This is a genomic window from Candidatus Desulfosporosinus nitrosoreducens (assembly GCF_030954495.1).
In the GTDB taxonomy this organism is placed as follows: domain Bacteria; phylum Bacillota; class Desulfitobacteriia; order Desulfitobacteriales; family Desulfitobacteriaceae; genus Desulfosporosinus; species Desulfosporosinus nitrosoreducens.
This window is the reverse complement of sequence record NZ_JAVHUW010000065.1, coordinates 71,394-88,387: the sequence shown is the minus strand read 5'-3', so window position 1 is coordinate 88,387 and position 16,994 is coordinate 71,394. Positions and strand designations below refer to the sequence as shown.

15 protein-coding genes, 3 tRNA genes and 2 riboswitches are annotated in these 16,994 nt (G+C 44.5%); of the genes, 2 read left to right on the top strand and 16 right to left on the bottom strand.

Annotated features, from left to right (window positions below; all coding sequences use genetic code 11):
- Positions 1-100 precede the first annotated feature (100 nt).
- A riboswitch (cyclic di-AMP (ydaO/yuaA leader) is annotated at positions 101-240 on the bottom strand.
- Positions 241-821: 581 nt separating this feature from the next.
- Complete coding sequence (locus REC12_RS16800; protein WP_308896461.1) at positions 822-2,642, top strand: ATP-binding protein; 1,821 nt, start codon at positions 822-824, stop codon at positions 2,640-2,642.
- A 153-nt stretch (positions 2,643-2,795) separates the two neighbouring features.
- Here REC12_RS16800 and REC12_RS16795 read toward each other — a convergent pair whose 3' ends face one another.
- The 8 genes from REC12_RS16795 to selD form a co-directional block, all read right to left on the bottom strand.
- Positions 2,796-2,972 carry a rubredoxin gene (locus tag REC12_RS16795; RefSeq protein ID WP_308896459.1) on the bottom strand — a complete coding sequence of 59 codons (177 nt, stop codon included), beginning with the start codon at positions 2,970-2,972 and terminating at the stop codon, positions 2,796-2,798.
- Between the two features lie 170 nt (positions 2,973-3,142).
- A complete protein-coding gene (locus REC12_RS16790) occupies positions 3,143-3,484 on the bottom strand; it encodes a HesB/IscA family protein (RefSeq protein ID WP_308896458.1) in 342 nt (113 codons plus the stop codon).
- A gap of 198 nt (positions 3,485-3,682) precedes the next feature.
- Positions 3,683-3,758, bottom strand: a tRNA-Lys gene (locus REC12_RS16785).
- Positions 3,759-3,764: 6 nt separating this feature from the next.
- A tRNA-Glu gene (locus REC12_RS16780) sits at positions 3,765-3,840 on the bottom strand.
- 6 nt (positions 3,841-3,846) lie between these two features.
- A tRNA-Gln gene (locus REC12_RS16775) sits at positions 3,847-3,920 on the bottom strand.
- Positions 3,921-4,120: 200 nt separating this feature from the next.
- A complete protein-coding gene (locus tag REC12_RS16770; protein ID WP_308896457.1) occupies positions 4,121-4,372 on the bottom strand; it encodes a putative Se/S carrier protein in 252 nt (83 codons plus the stop codon).
- A gap of 10 nt (positions 4,373-4,382) precedes the next feature.
- Positions 4,383-4,976 (bottom strand): sulfurtransferase-like selenium metabolism protein YedF, encoded by a 594-nt coding sequence (yedF, locus tag REC12_RS16765; protein WP_308896453.1) that lies wholly within the window; start codon positions 4,974-4,976, stop codon positions 4,383-4,385.
- Positions 4,977-4,988: 12 nt separating this feature from the next.
- Positions 4,989-6,011, bottom strand: a complete 1,023-nt coding sequence (selD, locus tag REC12_RS16760; protein WP_308896452.1) for a selenide, water dikinase SelD — start codon at positions 6,009-6,011, stop codon at positions 4,989-4,991.
- A 72-nt stretch (positions 6,012-6,083) separates the two neighbouring features.
- Here selD and REC12_RS16755 point away from each other — a divergent pair, with 72 nt between their 5' ends.
- Positions 6,084-7,190 carry an aminotransferase class V-fold PLP-dependent enzyme gene (locus REC12_RS16755; protein ID WP_308896450.1) on the top strand — a complete coding sequence of 369 codons (1,107 nt, stop codon included), beginning with the start codon at positions 6,084-6,086 and terminating at the stop codon, positions 7,188-7,190.
- A 196-nt stretch (positions 7,191-7,386) separates the two neighbouring features.
- Here the strand turns inward: REC12_RS16755 and gltX are convergent, their stop codons facing one another.
- From gltX to hpsH, 8 genes are all read right to left on the bottom strand, one after another.
- Positions 7,387-8,871 carry a glutamate--tRNA ligase gene (gltX, locus tag REC12_RS16750; protein ID WP_308896449.1) on the bottom strand — a complete coding sequence of 495 codons (1,485 nt, stop codon included), beginning with the start codon at positions 8,869-8,871 and terminating at the stop codon, positions 7,387-7,389.
- 61 nt (positions 8,872-8,932) lie between these two features.
- A complete protein-coding gene (locus tag REC12_RS16745) occupies positions 8,933-9,415 on the bottom strand; it encodes a hypothetical protein (protein WP_308896447.1) in 483 nt (160 codons plus the stop codon).
- 420 nt (positions 9,416-9,835) lie between these two features.
- Entirely contained in the window at positions 9,836-10,576 is a 741-nt protein-coding gene (locus REC12_RS16740; RefSeq protein WP_308896445.1) for an acyl-CoA dehydratase activase, read from the bottom strand.
- Positions 10,573-11,841, bottom strand: coding sequence for a double-cubane-cluster-containing anaerobic reductase (locus REC12_RS16735; protein ID WP_308896443.1), 1,269 nt, complete (start codon positions 11,839-11,841; stop codon positions 10,573-10,575). Before REC12_RS16735 ends, REC12_RS16740 begins: the two co-directional genes overlap by 4 nt.
- A gap of 451 nt (positions 11,842-12,292) precedes the next feature.
- The gene (locus REC12_RS16730; protein WP_308896441.1) at positions 12,293-12,892 is read right to left on the bottom strand and encodes a poly-gamma-glutamate hydrolase family protein; all 600 of its coding nucleotides are present in this window, start codon (positions 12,890-12,892) and stop codon (positions 12,293-12,295) included.
- Between the two features lie 175 nt (positions 12,893-13,067).
- Positions 13,068-13,724, bottom strand: coding sequence for a 3,4-dihydroxy-2-butanone-4-phosphate synthase (gene ribB / locus REC12_RS16725; protein ID WP_308896439.1), 657 nt, complete (start codon positions 13,722-13,724; stop codon positions 13,068-13,070).
- 123 nt (positions 13,725-13,847) lie between these two features.
- Positions 13,848-13,997, bottom strand: a riboswitch (FMN riboswitch).
- Between the two features lie 137 nt (positions 13,998-14,134).
- The gene (gene radA, locus REC12_RS16720; RefSeq protein WP_308896438.1) at positions 14,135-15,535 is read right to left on the bottom strand and encodes a DNA repair protein RadA; all 1,401 of its coding nucleotides are present in this window, start codon (positions 15,533-15,535) and stop codon (positions 14,135-14,137) included.
- Positions 15,536-16,025: 490 nt separating this feature from the next.
- On the bottom strand, positions 16,026-16,955 hold the full coding sequence (gene hpsH, locus REC12_RS16715; protein ID WP_308896436.1) for a (2S)-3-sulfopropanediol dehydratase activating enzyme: 930 nt from the start codon (positions 16,953-16,955) through the stop codon (positions 16,026-16,028).
- Positions 16,956-16,994: the final 39 nt, after the last annotated feature.

Sequence of the window (16,994 nt, the reverse complement as noted above, 5' to 3'; positions counted from 1 at the left end):
GTCCATTCCTCCCTCAAAAAAATAAAACCCCAGACAAATGTCTGGGATCAGCTAACGAAAAAGTCAAGAAATAACAAAGCAAGCTAAAGAGCAATGCTTGTTTTCCTCTCTTTCTACGCTTACGAAGTTAGCTGACGGATTCGGGTCGAAAGTAACCCTACTTTCACATAATTGACTGTGAAAGATTCACCCCAGAAAATGGTTCCCCCGCTTCTAAATAGAATTAAGCGATAGCCTATTAAATTAACCTCTTACCAATTCCATCGAAATGTCTATGGTAAATATCAATCATCTTATCACATCTCTTATTTCTGGTCAATTACATTTATTTTATAAGAGCCAATCTTATCTGTAGTAATTATGATTTTGAATGCTCAATTTTAAGAAATGGCCTTCTTTCGAGCGTTTGCTGCTGAAAAATAATATAACTATTTCCCCAAGAGGTATTTAGGCAAAAATGCAGAAAAAGTATACTTGATATTTTTCGAGCATCTTCGATTTTATTTGCAGCTAATCTTTTAAACCTTGAAAAGTTTAGCAAGGGATTGGACTTATAGGAATAATTGATGATTGATATTATCTTAACGGCACTTACAGCAATTGTACCGAGATGAACTTTCAGGATTCAAGCTCTGATCATTAGCGCAACTCACAAAGGTTAACCGGCATCTGTACGCACCAAGGAAATCCTAAAATGCCGCAGCGTTGTCACCCTCCTCGCTCTTTCAAGTTTGCCTCTAAAATTATGAAGCAAGAAAGAGGTTTTTGCAGGAATTTGTAGAAAGAACTCAGATAAATATAAAGCAGGGGCAGTTGATACAATGATGGGTGCCAAAAACGAGATTACATTTGCTAAAAGCATCAGAATTACTTCACAAGAAGAACTTAATATGCTAAAACGCGTTTTTAGCAATTTTGATTATGTATTTAGCATTAATTCTTTAGACGGAAGAATTCAGTACATCAACTCAGTTTTGCCTGCCCTCTTGGGTGATACCCAAGATAGTTTCATAGGTCAAACGGCTCAGGAGATTATCCGGCGCTATGTTCATCCGGATGATCTCGAACTTACCATGCAAGCAGTCAACGCTGTGATTAGCGGTCAGCGTATCCAGGGATTTGAAAATCGTTACCGGCTTCCCGATGGTTCCTATCAACGGTTTTCATGGATGCTGATACCTTTGGTTCAGGAGAATGTATTCTATGCCATTGCCGGTAAAATGGCAAAGAACGGAACAGGAACGCTAAAAGAAGACGACCCGGAAAAGCCGGATATCAAGCTTCACAACGTCTTTCATAATATTTCAGATTACTTTTATGTCTTAGATAACGAATGGAAGTTTATCTATGTTAACGCCTCATCCGCCCAACTTTTCTTTGAAGTTAAGAAACAGGAAACTCTGGGTAAATTCTATTGGGATGTATTCCCGGAGACTGATGACTTTTATTTTTTGAAGTTTTCGGAAGCAAAGTTCAGTCAAAAACACGTTTGCTTTGAGGCGTTCTCACTTCTAACCAGTGGATGGGTAAGGGTTAATGTCTATCCCTCTCCGGAAGGTCTTTCGATTTACTTCAGGGATATTTCAGAACAAAAAAAATTAGAAAAGTCTCTGGAAGATGAACAAAAACGGCTTTATGCTATTTTAAATGGACTTCCCGGTTTAGTTTATCTCCGCACCCATGAAGGAAAAGTCGTTTTTGCCAACCACACCTTTAGGGAAACCCATGGCGAGCCGGACAACCGAAAGTGTTTCGAAATACTCTTTAACAAAGAAGAGCCCTGCAGCTACTGTCAATTAAGCTTAGCTTCCAATATCTCCAATCAATGGCAATGTGTCATTAAAGACACAATTTATGAAGTATTTCAGCATCCTTTTGACGATCTCGATGGAACACCCTTATTTCTTATGCAGCTTCTGGATATAACGAAACGCAAGCTTGCTGAAGAGGAAATAGCCCACTTAGACAGACTAAATCTTGTCGGAGAATTGGCAGCAAGCATCGCCCATGAAGTGCGAAATCCGATGACAACAGTGCGTGGCTTTCTACAGATTTTGAAAAATAAAAACACGATCCCTGAAAATGCTGAGTACTATGATCTAATGATTAGTGAACTGGACCGGGCAAACAGTATCCTTACGGAATTCTTATCCGTCGCTAAAGCGAGCAATAAATTATTTACACAAGTAAAACTCCATAACCTGGTAGATTCTTTATACCCTCTGGTCATGGCAGATGCGACAAACCAAGACAAACAGGTGGTCCTGGAGACAAAAGAGGTTCCCGAATTATCCCTGAACGAACGGGAAATGAGACAACTTGTCCTCAACCTCACCAGAAACGGCCTTGAAGCAATGCAGCCCAAAGGAACATTGACTATAAAGACTTATCGGGATGCCGACAGCGTCGTGCTTGCCGTCCAAGATCAAGGCTCCGGAATCAGCCAAGAAATCCTGGAACGCATAGGCACCCCTTTTCTGACAACTAAGGAAGGGGGTACCGGTCTTGGCCTTTCAACCTGCTTCACTATTGCCGAAAGACACAACGCTAAAATTGAAGTCACCTCCTCGGCTTCCGGCACTAGATTTTTGGTTCGCTTTAAAGGCCCAGCCGCAGAAATCAGAACTTCCGAAAGCATCTAAAACTTTCCTCGTAAATGTTAAAGAATGAGTACTTATTCCTTATAAAGAAGACTCGATTCAGGTGGAGTTTTAACTCCATCCGAATCTTAGTCAGCGGATCAAAGGATAAACACTCATTCTTTTGGTTTTTGGTACACCCCTAAAATGTCCCAGTTAAACGGGTTTAAAGGCTTTCTTGCTGGCCCCGCATAAGGGACATCTCCAGGTATCGGGCAGCTCCTCAAAGGGAACACCTTTCGGTACTTTACTCTTTTTGCAGCCTTTTTCAGGATTGTAGATATATCCGCAGCTTTGCATTTGACATTGATACATCTGACTTTCTTCGCTCATCGTTCAGCCCACCTCCCAATTTGATTTTAGCAGTAAACAGTAAGCCTTTCAAACCTTTTGAGCAGGTTAATTGAAACGGCCCCTCAGCTAGCGGGATTAAGCCTTGGCTTAAACCTGACTGAAAAAGATAAAAGAGCTCGAACATCGCCCGAGCTCTCGTAAGGTCTCTATTAGCAACTGCCTCCGCAGCCACTGCAACAATCTCCGCCACAGCCTCCTCCATTGGCGGCCTTTGGCGTACGTATTTCAAAACCTCCGCCATTAGCAGACTCGATATAATCAATAGTGGCTCCTTCTAAATAGTTTGAGAGTTTTTTGTCTATGAGAATCGAAATACCATATTCCTCCTCAAGGATATCGTCCTCCGTTTTGGCATCATCCAAAGCCATCCCAAAATTCGGTCCCCCGCAACCTACCCCAACAAGATAAAGACGAAGTAGAGAATTCTCCTTATTCTGTTCCGCTAAAACTTCCTTGACTTTCCGGGCTGCGAGTTCAGTAATAGTTACCATCTATGTCTCTCCTTTTAAAACTTATTTCTCATATCATAATATCATAATTATTCTCAAATACACTTTTTGTTTCAGGCAATCTTTGTAAATTATAAAATAAGGCATCTTCTTTCCACTTAACATACGAAAGGAAGACGCTCTACAAGTATTACACCAACTTATGTTTTCTTAAAATTTTCCATTACCTCAACAGTTCTATGGTGCGCCACCCAGGATTCGAACCAGGGACCTGCCGATTAAGAGTCGGATGCTCTACCAGCTGAGCTAGTGGCGCGGAATTTGGTAGCCCCAACGGGATTCGAACCCGTGTTTCCGCCTTGAGAGGGCAGCGTCTTGGGCCTCTTGACTATGGGGCCAGGAATTGGCTCCGGGACTAGGATTCGAACCTAGGCTATGTGATTCAGAGTCACACGTGCTACCACTACACAATCCCGGAACGCGACTGCTTTATGATTCGTTGTCATCACTAAAACAGTATGTGTGACCATTTGATTTGAGTTATGTCACGTCCTCTATTATAGTCTATTTATAACTTATATGCTAGTCACTTTTAAAATTTTTTCTTAACCTATTAAGGGCTATCCATGAGTTCAAGCATCTCTTCGCCGCCGAATAACCGGATGTTCAGGAAAATATCTAAAGCACTACCTCGTTGTAAATAGTACCATGTTCATTTGCCGATACTTCATAGACAGCTGCAACGACTAGGTTATTCTCCTGCAAAAGCGCATTTGAGGCAATATAATCAGCTACTCGAAGCGCGATGCCGCATCCGGCTTTGATGCTGGACGGCAACGGCATTACCCCTACCTGATATCCAGCCTGCAAGAGCGCCTTTTCGGCAAAAATAGCCGCATGTGTGTTGGCAAACGTAAGAATATAAGACACAAAAAGCCCCCTAAATATTGATGAGTCTCTTCGCCTCAGCCATAGCCGTGACAATACCGTACATATTGGTGATCTCTCCAACCCCAAGCTTCTCCGTAATTTCGTAATAATTAGTACAGGTGCCGCAGGTCAGAATAACCGTTCCCGCCGCTTCCAGAGCGCGCAGGTCTTCCAAGCTATTAGAATCACTGCTGGTAAGGAATGAGCCCGAATTAAAAAACAAAACATGCGTGGGCGGCGGAGTAAGCTCTTTCAATGCATAGATGAAACCTTTGATCAGTATTTGACCCAGCTCCTGACTGCCCTCCCCCATGGTATTCCGGCCTATGGCGACGACGAGCCCGGAATCTTCACCTGTCGAGCAGCTGTCCACAGCACAACCTTCACCTGCAGCGATAGTAACCTCGATAATGCCGTTTTCTTTTTGCACATATTCACTTTGATAACCCAAACCTGTCGCCATCTTTTGCAGATTTTGCCGCGCAATGTCGTTATCTACTAAAACAGCCACCACGCCACCTGCTTCCCCCATCCCCTCCAGCGCTTTTTTCGCTCGTATGACCGGTATAGGGCAGACCTGTCCGGTACAATCAATGTTAAGCATAATTATTCCTCCTTATCGTAATAAGATTGGTAAACCTTGCGGCACGATTACTTCTCCCACTATTTTAGCCTGTGGTTCCACTTCCTGAATAGCATTTAACAACTCTTGGGCACAAGACTGCGGAGCACTGAGAAGCAATCCTCCGGAGGTCTGCGGGTCCAGCATCAATTCCTGCAAGGCAAACGGTGTGTCCCCAAACTCCACGAAGCCCTGCATATGATTGCGGTTGCGCTGTGCGGCCGCTGTTAACAGATAATCCCCGGCATAGGTATAAGCCTGAGGAATATACGGCAACTCCGAGCTATATACTACCAGCGATGTGGCATCCCCTGCCATTTCCCTTGCGTGGGCCAGCAGTCCGAAACCGGTGATATCTGTACAAGCGCTGATCGGAAAGCCGTGCATTTTCTCGGCCGCGTATTTATTAAGCCGCTGCATAGAAGAAATTGCTGCCTGAACAGCTTGCTCATCCGCTATTTCTCCGCGCAGCGCAGCCATGACAATACCAACACCAAGTGGTTTTGTAAGAATCAACCGGTCCCCCGGGTCCGGCGTATTATTGCGCCAGATTCGTTTCGGGTCGAGACGTCCGGTGACTGCCAGGCCATATTTTGGCTCTTTGTCATAGATGGAATGGCCGCCGCAAAGTACCGCCCCCGCCTCCTGGATCTTTTCCGCGCCGCCTGATAATATTTCAGCCAAAGCGTCTAATTCCATACTCTCGGGATAGCAAACAAGATTGAGGGCAAAAAGCGGCGCACCTCCCATGGCGTAAACATCGCTCAAGGCATTAGCTGCTGCAATGCGGCCAAATAAGCGGGCATCATTCACCATCGGCGAAAAAAAATCTATTGTTGAAACAATGGCAGTATTCTGATCAATTTGATAAACGGCAGCATCATCCGACGCATCAAAGCCAACCAACAGCTTTGGGTCACAAAAAGCAGGCATACCGGACAATACTTTGGATAACTCGCCCGGACCAATCTTGGCTCCGCAGCCACCCGACGTACAGTTCGACAATAAACTCATCATGAGAATCCCTTCCTTAACATAAGTATTTGCATTATACTTAATAAAACTATTACATGCAGATTGGAGAAAACAATGATTTATCTGGACAACGCCGCTACAACTCTCAAAAAGCCCGATTGCGTTAAAGAGGCTGTTTTGCGGGCTATGGATACGTTTGGCAACGCTTCACGCGGAACACACACGCCGGCACTTGACGCCCTCCGTATGTTGATGGAGGCACGGATAGCCCTGGCTTCGCTTTTTGGGCTTAGTGCCGACCCTATGCGCGTTGTATTCACCCTCAATGCCACTCTCGCCTTAAACATCGCCATTGCCGGAATCAAAGGCCATATCGTCACGACCTCCGTAGAACATAACTCTGTATTGCGGCCCGTATACAGGCATGGGAATTATACCATTGTTCCTTGTGACGCCTTAGGATGTGTTTCGACAGAAGCTATTTCTTCCGCCATCCAACCGGATACCGAGGCTGTGGTACTTACGCATGCTTCCAATGTCACAGGCAACGTATTCGATATACAGTCTGTCGGTAAACTATGTGCAGCTCAGGGCTTGCACTTCATTGTAGACGCCTCACAAAGCGCCGGACTTTTGCCTATCGATATGAAAAACATATCGGCACTATGCTTCACAGGTCATAAATCACTCTTCGGACCGCAAGGCACCGGCGGGCTCTGTTTAGGACCCGATTATATGCCCGAATCTCTCTATGTTGGAGGAAGCGGCCATCATTCTTTCGACCTCAAACATCCTCAGCAATTGCCCGATGCGCTGGAAGCCGGTACGCAAAATGCACACGGGATCGCCGGATTGCTGGCTGGCGTACAATATATACAATCTACCGGATTATCGGCAATCCACAATCAGGCCGATACCTTAGCACGCCTATTTGCACATTCCCTGGCAGATATTCCCGGCGTCACGCTCTATGGCGATTTGGCTGCACCCCTCCGTACACCTGTAGTCTCTCTCAATATCGAGGGGTATGATTCTGCTCAGGCCGCCGGTTTACTTTTTGAGAAGTATGGTATCGCAGTACGCGCGGGAACACATTGTGCACCATTGATCCATGATAGACTCAGCCTATCCGGCTCCATCCGGTTTTCTTTCTCGCATTTCAACACACGGGAAGAAACGCAACTAGCCATCGATGCTGTTTGCACTTTAGCTAATCGATGATGGAACAATTGCAGAATTTCTATGAGCAAACTTGCTTATATTGATTTCACGCACAACCATCACATAATATCCAGTAAAATAATTAGTATCTTACCATTTTTTACATTTCGTTTCAATTAATTTTATCAAGTCGCTAGACCCAGCATAAGTCCAAATCCCCAATTTTGAGCCCAATGCATTTTCTCTTTTGAACTTTCTAATCACTTTTTAATTTTTCATTAATAAATACAATAGCCTTATCTAAACGTTCTAAACATTTTTCTTTCCCTAATAGAGCCATTACCTCAAACAGGCCGGGGCTAACGGTACGACCGGTTAACGCCAACCTTGTAGGATGAATGATAATTCCGCCTTTAATTTTAAGTTCATCCATTAACTGACGATAGGCTCTTTCAACGTTTTCCACATCAAAGCAATCCAAAGCTATTAAGCATTCCCTGCCTTTGGAGAGCAAGGCTCCTACGCCTTCTTGTTTTATAAAGTATTTCTCAATACCCTTTTCTTCATAGTCCGCAACGTCTTGAAAAAAACAGCGGCTCGCTTCGGCCAATTCTTCCAAGGTTCTCACCTTTTCTTTGACCACATTTACCACATCACGAATGTACTCCCGCTTTTCTTTCGCTTCTAAAGCGTTGATTAAACCTGCTTTGATAAAAAACGGTAGAGCTCGTGATGTAAGGCTATCTGCATCAGCGGCTGTCATATATTGCCCATTCAACCAGATCAGCTTTTGAACATCATATACAGCAGCGGTTTTTGAGACCTTTTCGAGCGCAAAGGAAGGAATCGTTTGAACCGGAGAAATTAGTTCACCTTGTTCCCCTGACGGTGACCACCCCAGAAGAGTCAAATAGTTAACTAAGGCTTCAGGAAGACAACCCATTTCCTGGAATTCACCCACTGCGGTTGCACCGTGCCTCTTGCTTAACTTACTGCGGTCTGGTGCTAAAATCATGGATAAATGAGCAAATATTGGGATCTCGTAGCCCAGTGCCTGATAAATAAGCCACTGTTTGGGGGTATTGGATAAATGCTCCTCAGCTCGAATAACATGGCTTATTTCCATTGCCTTGTCATCAACGACACAAGCAAAATTATAGGCCGGAGTTCCATTGGATTTCATGATAATAAAATCATCGAATTGCCCGGCTTCAAAACTTACTGTTCCTCTGATAACATCTTCAATAACAACTTGACCCGCGGTCGGAACCTTCATTCGGATGACTGAGGGGACCCCTTGCTTAAGCCGGCTTTGAACTTCCTCCGGAGATAAGTCCCTGCATTTCCCTTGATAGCGAAAAGGTGTGCCCGCTTGTCGTTGCTTCCGGCGTTCTTGTTCGATTTCCTCGGCACTGCAAAAACAATGATATGCTTTGTTTTCTTGTATTAATCTTTGAGCAGCCTTAGTGTAAAATTCCTGCCGTTGAGACTGAAAATAAGGACCAAAATCACCGCCCTTTTCCGGTCCTTCATCCCAATCAATCCCTAACCATCTCAGGCTACTAAGGATTTGGCTCACAGAATCTTCTTTAAGTCGTTCCGTATCCGTGTCCTCAATACGGAGAATTAGTTTCCCATTTTGGTTCTTAGCAAACAACCAGTTAAACAGCGCTGTCCTTGCTCCTCCAATATGCAAATATCCCGTAGGACTCGGAGCAAATCTGACTCTGACCTTTTCCATTTTGTTAGCTCCTAAGTAGTATTTGGCTTTTGATAAACCATCACATATTATAACCTGATATCTATCCGCACTTAGCTTTTTTAACTACGGAATGCTCAGCCTTCAGACCTTCGAGGTAACGGCACAATTCCAGAAAATCTTCATATCGATTAATTCTAGCTAGATTTCTTAAATCCAGAATAATTCCAGAACACGAGTGTTTGATAAACTCCATATTTGATAATCTGGTTTCTTCAAATAAGCCGCTTTGCCAATTGTAGACACACGGGGTGAAATCCTCCCAATTCTGGTCAAAGTACTTAACCTTGGCATAGCAAAGCTTATAGATGTGAAAGATCATTCCCAAAGGCGATGCCTTTTTGGCAAATTTATGGCTGAAGTATTCCTGCACAGGATGGTGCTCATGGTGATGTTCCCAGTAAAGGTTGGCATTAGATTTTAACTGATACTTGTCCAATATTTCGCACTTATCCACTCCAAGTTCCTGTCTTAAATAGTCATCCCTGGTTTCTTGTGAGGCACTTTTCAATAATTGATAGTTCAATTCGATCCCCCCTCAAGATTAACTGCCTAAGATTATGGAATCGGACAATCACATAATAAATAAATTATGATTATTTATTATCTTATAATTATATATTAGTGCAAATCTATTTTTCAAGTCATTCCGCCCACACCTGGAAATAGAAACTATATCCATATAAACAGGTCCATTAAAACCGCAGCTGCGCCCGAAGTTATGGTCTTCGGTATTGACAGTCAGTGATTAAAGCCACCTTAATAGCACTGATTCCACGAAAGTATGTAACGCACAGTTGCCTTCAGGTCGGTATAGAAAAGCCAGAGCGTTAATTAAAACGTGCTGGCAGGCAATGCTTTCCATCATGTTCCCTCTGATGTTTGTCTATGAGTAATTCGAGTACTAGAATAGCACTTGCTAATGGAGCAAGTGCTATTCCCAACTTTATGCAAGTAAAGCGGCGCCTAAAGCTGCGGTTAATTCCGGTTCCGGAGGAATCACAACCTTCCCCTTTAATTCCTGTTCCAGGAAATGAACTAAAAGAGTATAATGGGCTCCGCCTCCGGTGAAGATTAACGATTCCGGATGTCCCACAGACTCCACAAAATTGGCAAGACGCTTGGCCGTGCTTTTGAATAGACCGGCTATCACTTCGGGCTTGGGAATCCCTTTAGCCAGCATTGTAATCACTTCTGATTCCGCAAACACCGTACACATGGAATTAATAGGCATCGGTTTAGCATCTGCTGCGGAAGCCAGCTCTTCTGCCGTTAGATCTAACCCCTTCAAAATAACATCTAAAAAGCGCCCGGTTCCCGCGGCACACTTGTCATTCATAATAAACTGAACGACCTTGCCGTCAGTATTTTTACGAATCACTTTCGCGTCTTGTCCCCCTAAGTCAAGAATAAAGGCTTGATTCGGGAAAAAAGCATGGCACCCTCTGCCCTGACAAGAGATTTCTGTAATAACCCTTCCTTCAGGAAAGTTCACCCGTCCATACCCGGTAACCACGAGTCTTTCAGGTTTTTCTCCATGTTTTTCGACATAGGACTTAAGCAGAGTAACCCCGGCTTGCACTGAATCAAAGCGAGAAGGTATGACCTGACTGTGTACCCGTTCTCCATTCTCTAAGATGACTAACTTTGTATTCACAGAGCCGAGATCTAGCCCAGCCTGCTTCATGCTCGAATCATCTCAATTAAAGCTTCGATCCGGGTTAAGAGTTGACCTTGATCTTCTTCGGAAAAATCACTTTCTAACCTCAAGAAAGGAATTGATTTCTTCTCCATTTCTTTGCCTACAAAATAGCTCTCTACACCGTAAGGCTGGCAGAACTGAAGGGAAAAATCAATCACGGCGTCGGCTTTCAAATTTTCAGCCATGTAAGTGATATCTTCCAGGCGCCCTTGGTTCGGCGTGAAACAGGCGCAATTCACCTTTAAGGGACGCTTGGCAATATTGGCAAGCATATCTGCTACATTGTCCGCGGGTTCCGTAACATCCTTATAGTAGCGCTCACCTGTACAGGTTTCCTCCCCGACAACAACCGCTCCAGTTTGTTCGATCAAAGCATGAAGCTTCCAAGCCGGAAGAGGCTGCGGGGTTCCCGTGATCAAAATCCTCGGGGCATCGGCAGGTACAACGCCAATTCCTGCTTTCACCCGCTCATCGAGCTCATCGCATAGAGCATTAACCTGAGCAGCAAAGCGGACCGGGTCATCGAAGAATGATAGTTGATTAATTAACAAAACATCCAAGCCGTGAATCGGCGCCGGGGAATGTTTTCTCAAATTTGCTAATCTTTGCAGCGCTTGACGTTTATTGTTGATCGTCTGAATTCCCTGAGCAAGATTCTCGGCAGTCAAATTCACCTGGGTCTCGCGTTCGATAAAGGAAGCAAATTCACGCACTTCATCCTCCCAGAGGCGAGCGTCTTTGACATCTTTCTTTTGGGGGAGCTCCATGACATAAGTCGGGATATATTCATTAAGAATTTCCCAAGCCTTTTTCTTGCCATCGCAAGTCGTCTCGCCGATGACCCAATCAGAAACTTGGAAATAGGGACAAATTCGATCTAATTTAAACCCCATCGTTGATTTAATCAAAGGACATAGGTTTCGGGGCAAGACTTTTTCCCCTGAAGAAACGGTATATTGAGCTCCGGCACATAAGCCGATACTCGCACTTCCTGTAGCAACAACGATTTCCTCCGGAACGTAGACGCAGAAGGTCGAAAACACCTTTGCGCCTGCTTGTTTCTTGGCATAAAGCTCGTGCACACGAATTCCATGAACATCTCCGACGACAGCATCAAAATATCCCATCGCTTTGGGACGATTAGGCCTATCTAAAAACAGACTCGTAAAAATTGCCGGTACAGGGGCTAAAAAATCATCATGTTTCTCCAAATCCATACCTAAAGCCGTCCATAGTTCTCTGTTATCCATTTATTTCTCCTCCTAATTAATGTACTGTATCTATTGAAAGCCCAAATCCAGATATGTATCAACTTTATGACTTGCATGTATAGCGGCGATAATTTCAGGCATCATAAAGCCGCCTCCGAAAGTTTTAGAAGAAACTGTTTATCAATCGTTTCCTCATTCCGAATCCTGATGACCAACAGTATCTATGCTGACAAAGTGGACACAAGGCGTTACATTCCTCCTTCCATCATTATCATCTCCTTATCCTATACTATCATCAAATGCATATGTACGAAAGAGCCATTTTAGAATTTACTGGTATATTAACCAGGGACAAAAGGCTACCCCATCATAACTAAAGCGTGGCCTATGTTTTGAAGTGCACAGAAAAAAGATAGCCCATAAAGCAGGCTTTTAGCTGTCTGCTTTACAGGCTATTTTGGAAAACTATGATTCAGCTTTTCACTGCCGCCTAATCTACGACATTTAATAATCGTTGTTTAATAAGCGCTCTAATCGTATCAACGAACCGAGTTCGGTAGGCAATATCCTCGAAAACCCGTTTTCTGAGGGCAAAGCTAATTTCCAGCTGAACCCCTTTACCCGTACGCCCACAATTGCAAATATTCGTTGTTCGTATGCCCTGATATCTTGGCTCACTTTGTTTAACACTAAATCCCTGCACTTGGAGAGCACTACTTAACTCTAAACCAAATGCCGAATCCAGTCCGCCAATCATGAGGAATTCTTCGCTGGAATCTTTCAGTCCGTGAACGGTCAAAACAATGCCAGCTTCTTTCAAACCGCGCAGCACAACGGGCTCATCAAAATTATGACTGGTAATATGGAGTTTTCGGTTACCTACACCATCTTTCAAACCCTCGAAAGAGTACCAGGCAAACTCTTCACCCGCAATCCATTTGGCGATTTCTGTCGTATAGGGCTCAATTCTCCCGCCATGCGGAGCGATGATTAAAACCGGCCGCCACTCTCCACTGAAGCTTATCCTATAATCTTGTCCTTCTTGTTCATGTGATTGTAACTCCTTGAAATTCGAGTAGCAATCAGGCATTATTGTCCTCCAATGTAATACTACTGAAAAAAGACTATCGCTATATCCTCTCAAAAATGGGTTGCAACACACTGTTACAACCCATTTTATTTCTGCAATGGTTCTCGGCTATAGCGGCATTCGGACATAAGTAGTTACTATTAAATACAAATTTAAATACAAATTTAAATACAAATTAACTTACCTTCGTCGTTTCCTTTGCCTGGCGATAGCTGATAATATCCTCAACCGTAAGCACAGGCATACCATGTTTTTCGGCAAAAGCCACAATTTCAGGCAGCCGCGCCATAGTACCGTCAGGGTTCGTCAATTCACATAATACGCCATAAGGCTTTAAACCCGCCAGCCGCATTAAATCAACATTGGCCTCCGTATGTCCCGGACGTTCCAGCACCCCTAAAGGCTTAGCCCTCAAGGGAAAAATGTGCCCCGGCAGGCGAAGATCTTCAGGGCAGGCCCCCTCAGCGATAGCAGCTTTCACGGTGGTAACGCGGTCAGCCGCCGATACGCCCGTCGTCACACCTCGCGCAGCTTCAATGGACACCGTAAAAGGAGTCTGATAACTGCTGGTATTGTTGGCCACCATCATGGGTAAACCCAAGGCTGAGACCCTTTCCTCCGTTAAGCACAAGCAGACAATCCCACTACATTCCCGGATAAGCATCGCCATTTGCTCCTTGGTCAAGGTTTCAGCGGCAAAAAAAATGTCTCCTTCGTTTTCTCTTTGCTCATCATCGGTGACTAAAACTCCCTGACCGTTGCGCAGCGCGGCAAGCGCATTTTCCACTCTCTCCAGCGGATTTCCAAATCGTGCAAGTAAATTCTGATTCATAAGTAGTATGCCCCCTAAAAAAATTAGTTGACTTACTTGAATCAGGGCAATGAGACAGACAGCCCTTTAATTATTAAAATCTTCAAACTCACCAGAGTTAGTCGCTAATTCTCCTGCTGACTGCCTTATCCTCTTTTATCCGGACTATACCGTCGGCACTGGCCTGGCACCAGTTCTGCTGACCTCTTCGCAACAGCGAAAAGCGCTCGCGGGCTCCCTAGATCAATCTAGGATACCGCCGGTGGGGACTCTCACCCCGCCCTGAGAATAAGTCACTTAAGCTTAAGTATACTCCTGCGTTACAGTTTGTCCAGTACTCTGATTTAACTCCTCAATTGTAATTTTTCCTAGTTCGCATGAAAATGTCAGCCCTGCCGAAAAACCGAATGCCGGTAGTATTGCTAAAGAACCTAGATAAGCATGTTGCTGTCCTTGGGAGGAGCTTTCATATCCAAATGCCTGATAACATCCGCTAAGGTATTAAGCGCAACGATTTCCAGGTTCCTGAACCTGGCGGGGTCCCGCACAGTGTTCTGCGCCACATAGACGCGCTTAAATCCCATGCGGTCGATTTCCCGCACCCTCGACTCTATGGAGGGGACTTTCTTAAGTTCCCCGGTAAGCCCCACGTCAGCCACAAATACGACATCATTAGGGATAGCTTTATCTCTGACAGAAGAAACAATGCACATAATAATGGCTAAGTTGACGGATTGTTCTTTAAGCTGCAGCCCGCCTGTCGTTTTAATGACCACATTTTTATCGTAAAGGCTGATCTTCCCCCGCTGTTCCAGAATCGAAATGAGGGTATTCAATTGATCGCGTTTTAAGCATTCCGCAATTCTGGAGGGATAGGGGGTAAAGGATTTCGAGACAAGGCTCTCCACTTCCACAATAATTGGCCGTGTTCCTTCCTTGATAACAGCCAAGGCGCTGCCGGAAACCGCCTGCCCCTCTCCCCTTTGCGTCATGAAGAACTCTGACGGATTATCTATGGACAACATTCCTTGTTCCGTCATAGAGAAAAAACCAATTTCTCCTGTGCTCCCGAAGCGGTTCTTCGAACACCAAGCCCCCCTCAATTCCTCGCCATTTTCCCCATTTAAAATCAAAACGGCATCCACAAGATGCTCCAAGGCCCGCAGCCCGGCTATCTCATCTTCTTTCGTCATCTGCCCTACCATGATCACTGCCCTGGGGCGGCTGTTGTTCTTGGCAACCTTCAGGAGTTCATTCGCACACCCCATTGTCTGAATAGGGGAACCGGGACGAGAATGATGTTCTTCCAGGGTGAAGGTTTGGATGCTGTCTATGATCATTAAATCCGGGTCCAATTCATTGACCGTCTGCAGGACATGGTCCATGCTCGTATCCGAATAAATCCAGATGTTATTGTGCTTTCCCTTTAGAATCCTGTCCGCTCTGTTCTTGATTTGGGTATCGCTTTCCTCCGCGGAAGCATAGAGGACCTTATAGCCCTGTGCGGCTACATCATCAGCCACCTGCAAAAGTAAGGTTGACTTTCCCGCCCCGGGTCTTGCTGTCAGAATGATCACGGAATCCTTAACAATTCCTCCGCCCAGAACACGGTTAAATTCCAGGATTTTCGTTACAATTCGGTCGCTATTGCCGGATAAAACCTCGGATAATCTCTTAGCCGAAGTCGTCCGTTTCGCGCTTGACGTTTCAGATACAGGCCGATTAACAACTTCCTCGAAGGTATTCCACTCTTCACAAGTCGGACATTTTCCCAGCCACTTTGGACTCTCGCCGCCACAATTCGAACAGCGATAGATGATCTTAACTTTCATACTAAACCCCATTTCTCCTGATCAGATCCGGCTAGGATACCTCCAGCCTGCTTGCTGTGGTCAGCCACTTCAAATTTGGATTTCAGGAATTTAAAAACCCCTAGTCTATTATAAAGCATTTTGCGGACAAAAAGCTTTCGGGAATAAACTTGTGCTACTTAACCACTAAATAATCTTAATATTCCTATGGCGGTAAAAAACACACGTAAAATGAGGCTGTAAGCAACCCTTACAACCTCATCTTGCTCTAGGAATTTTTAATTCCTCTTTCTCTTCAAGGAGTCTGATAATTGCTGATATTGTTGACCAGCATCATAGGTAACCCAAGACCGGGACCTTTTTTCCGTTATGCACAAGCAGACAATCCCACCATTCCCGAATAAGCATCGCCATTGCACCGGTTCCGCTGACCTCTTCACAACAGCGAAAAGCGCTCGCGGGCTCCCTGGACCAGACTAGGATACCGCCGGATTGAATAGCGGATTCTAAATTAATTACGAAGGTCCGCAATCTCCTTAAGCTGATTGAACGTTTCATCATCTAACTTCACGCCATCTAAAGCATAGTCTTTACCTAAGTAGGTGTATTTTTGCTGACCTAAACGATGATAGGGCAAAAGTTCATAGCGAACATTAGGGCGGCCTTTTATGAAATCAACGATAGCCTGTATATCCTCTTTCTTATCGTTGAACCCAGGAATCACAGGTGTGCGAATGAGCTTCGACAAGTTGGGAAATTCCTCACATAGATTTGCGAAGTTTTTCAAAATGAGTTCATTGGAAGCACCCGTAAACGCCTTGTGTTTTTCCGAGTCAATACACTTGATATCCATAATCAATGAATTAAGATGTTGACATACTTTGGCAAATTGCGGCCACTCCGCATAACCGCAAGTCTCTATCGCCGTATTGATCCTTCTGCGCCGAGCTACTTTTAAAACCTCAGTGATAAATTCAGCTTGCATTAGAGGTTCCCCACCACTAAAGGTTAAACCTCCGCCCGAGCGGGAATAAAAAGCACTGTCTTTCTCGACGGCTTGAATAATATCCTCGATACTTGTTTGTTTGCCAAAGACTTCGAGCGCTTTAGAGGGGCAGGCCTCTGTACAAAGCAAACATTCCTTGCAAAGTTGACGATCAATTAAAATTTTTTCATTTTCAGCTTGGTCTTGCTTAACTGCTCCATAGACACACACTTCAGCACATCTCAAGCAATTATTAATTCCTATACACTTGTTGGGGTTATATCCCAATTCCGGATGCGGCAGCTGAGATTCGGGGTTACTACACCACTTACACCTTAAAGGGCATCCCTTTAAGAAAACGATGGTTCTTATCCCCGGACCATCATGGACTGAATAGTGTTGGATATTAAACACATATCCATAGTTCTTCTTATCAAATAAAACTGTTTCCCCCATAGTTGCCTCCTAACTACGATGAATGTAAGTCCTGCTTAG

Coding starts and splice junctions, on each gene's coding strand:
- REC12_RS16800 (WP_308896461.1), top strand. CDS start 822: ATGATGGGTGCCAAAAACGAGATTACATTTGCTAAAAGCATCAGAATT.
- REC12_RS16795 (WP_308896459.1), bottom strand. CDS start 2,972: ATGAGCGAAGAAAGTCAGATGTATCAATGTCAAATGCAAAGCTGCGGA.
- REC12_RS16790 (WP_308896458.1), bottom strand. CDS start 3,484: ATGGTAACTATTACTGAACTCGCAGCCCGGAAAGTCAAGGAAGTTTTA.
- yedF (WP_308896453.1), bottom strand. CDS start 4,976: ATGCTTAACATTGATTGTACCGGACAGGTCTGCCCTATACCGGTCATA.
- selD (WP_308896452.1), bottom strand. CDS start 6,011: ATGATGAGTTTATTGTCGAACTGTACGTCGGGTGGCTGCGGAGCCAAG.
- REC12_RS16755 (WP_308896450.1), top strand. CDS start 6,084: ATGATTTATCTGGACAACGCCGCTACAACTCTCAAAAAGCCCGATTGC.
- gltX (WP_308896449.1), bottom strand. CDS start 8,871: ATGGAAAAGGTCAGAGTCAGATTTGCTCCGAGTCCTACGGGATATTTG.
- REC12_RS16740 (WP_308896445.1), bottom strand. CDS start 10,576: ATGAAGCAGGCTGGGCTAGATCTCGGCTCTGTGAATACAAAGTTAGTC.
- REC12_RS16735 (WP_308896443.1), bottom strand. CDS start 11,841: ATGGATAACAGAGAACTATGGACGGCTTTAGGTATGGATTTGGAGAAA.
- REC12_RS16730 (WP_308896441.1), bottom strand. CDS start 12,892: ATGCCTGATTGCTACTCGAATTTCAAGGAGTTACAATCACATGAACAA.
- ribB (WP_308896439.1), bottom strand. CDS start 13,724: ATGAATCAGAATTTACTTGCACGATTTGGAAATCCGCTGGAGAGAGTG.
- radA (WP_308896438.1), bottom strand. CDS start 15,535: ATGAAAGTTAAGATCATCTATCGCTGTTCGAATTGTGGCGGCGAGAGT.
- hpsH (WP_308896436.1), bottom strand. CDS start 16,955: ATGGGGGAAACAGTTTTATTTGATAAGAAGAACTATGGATATGTGTTT.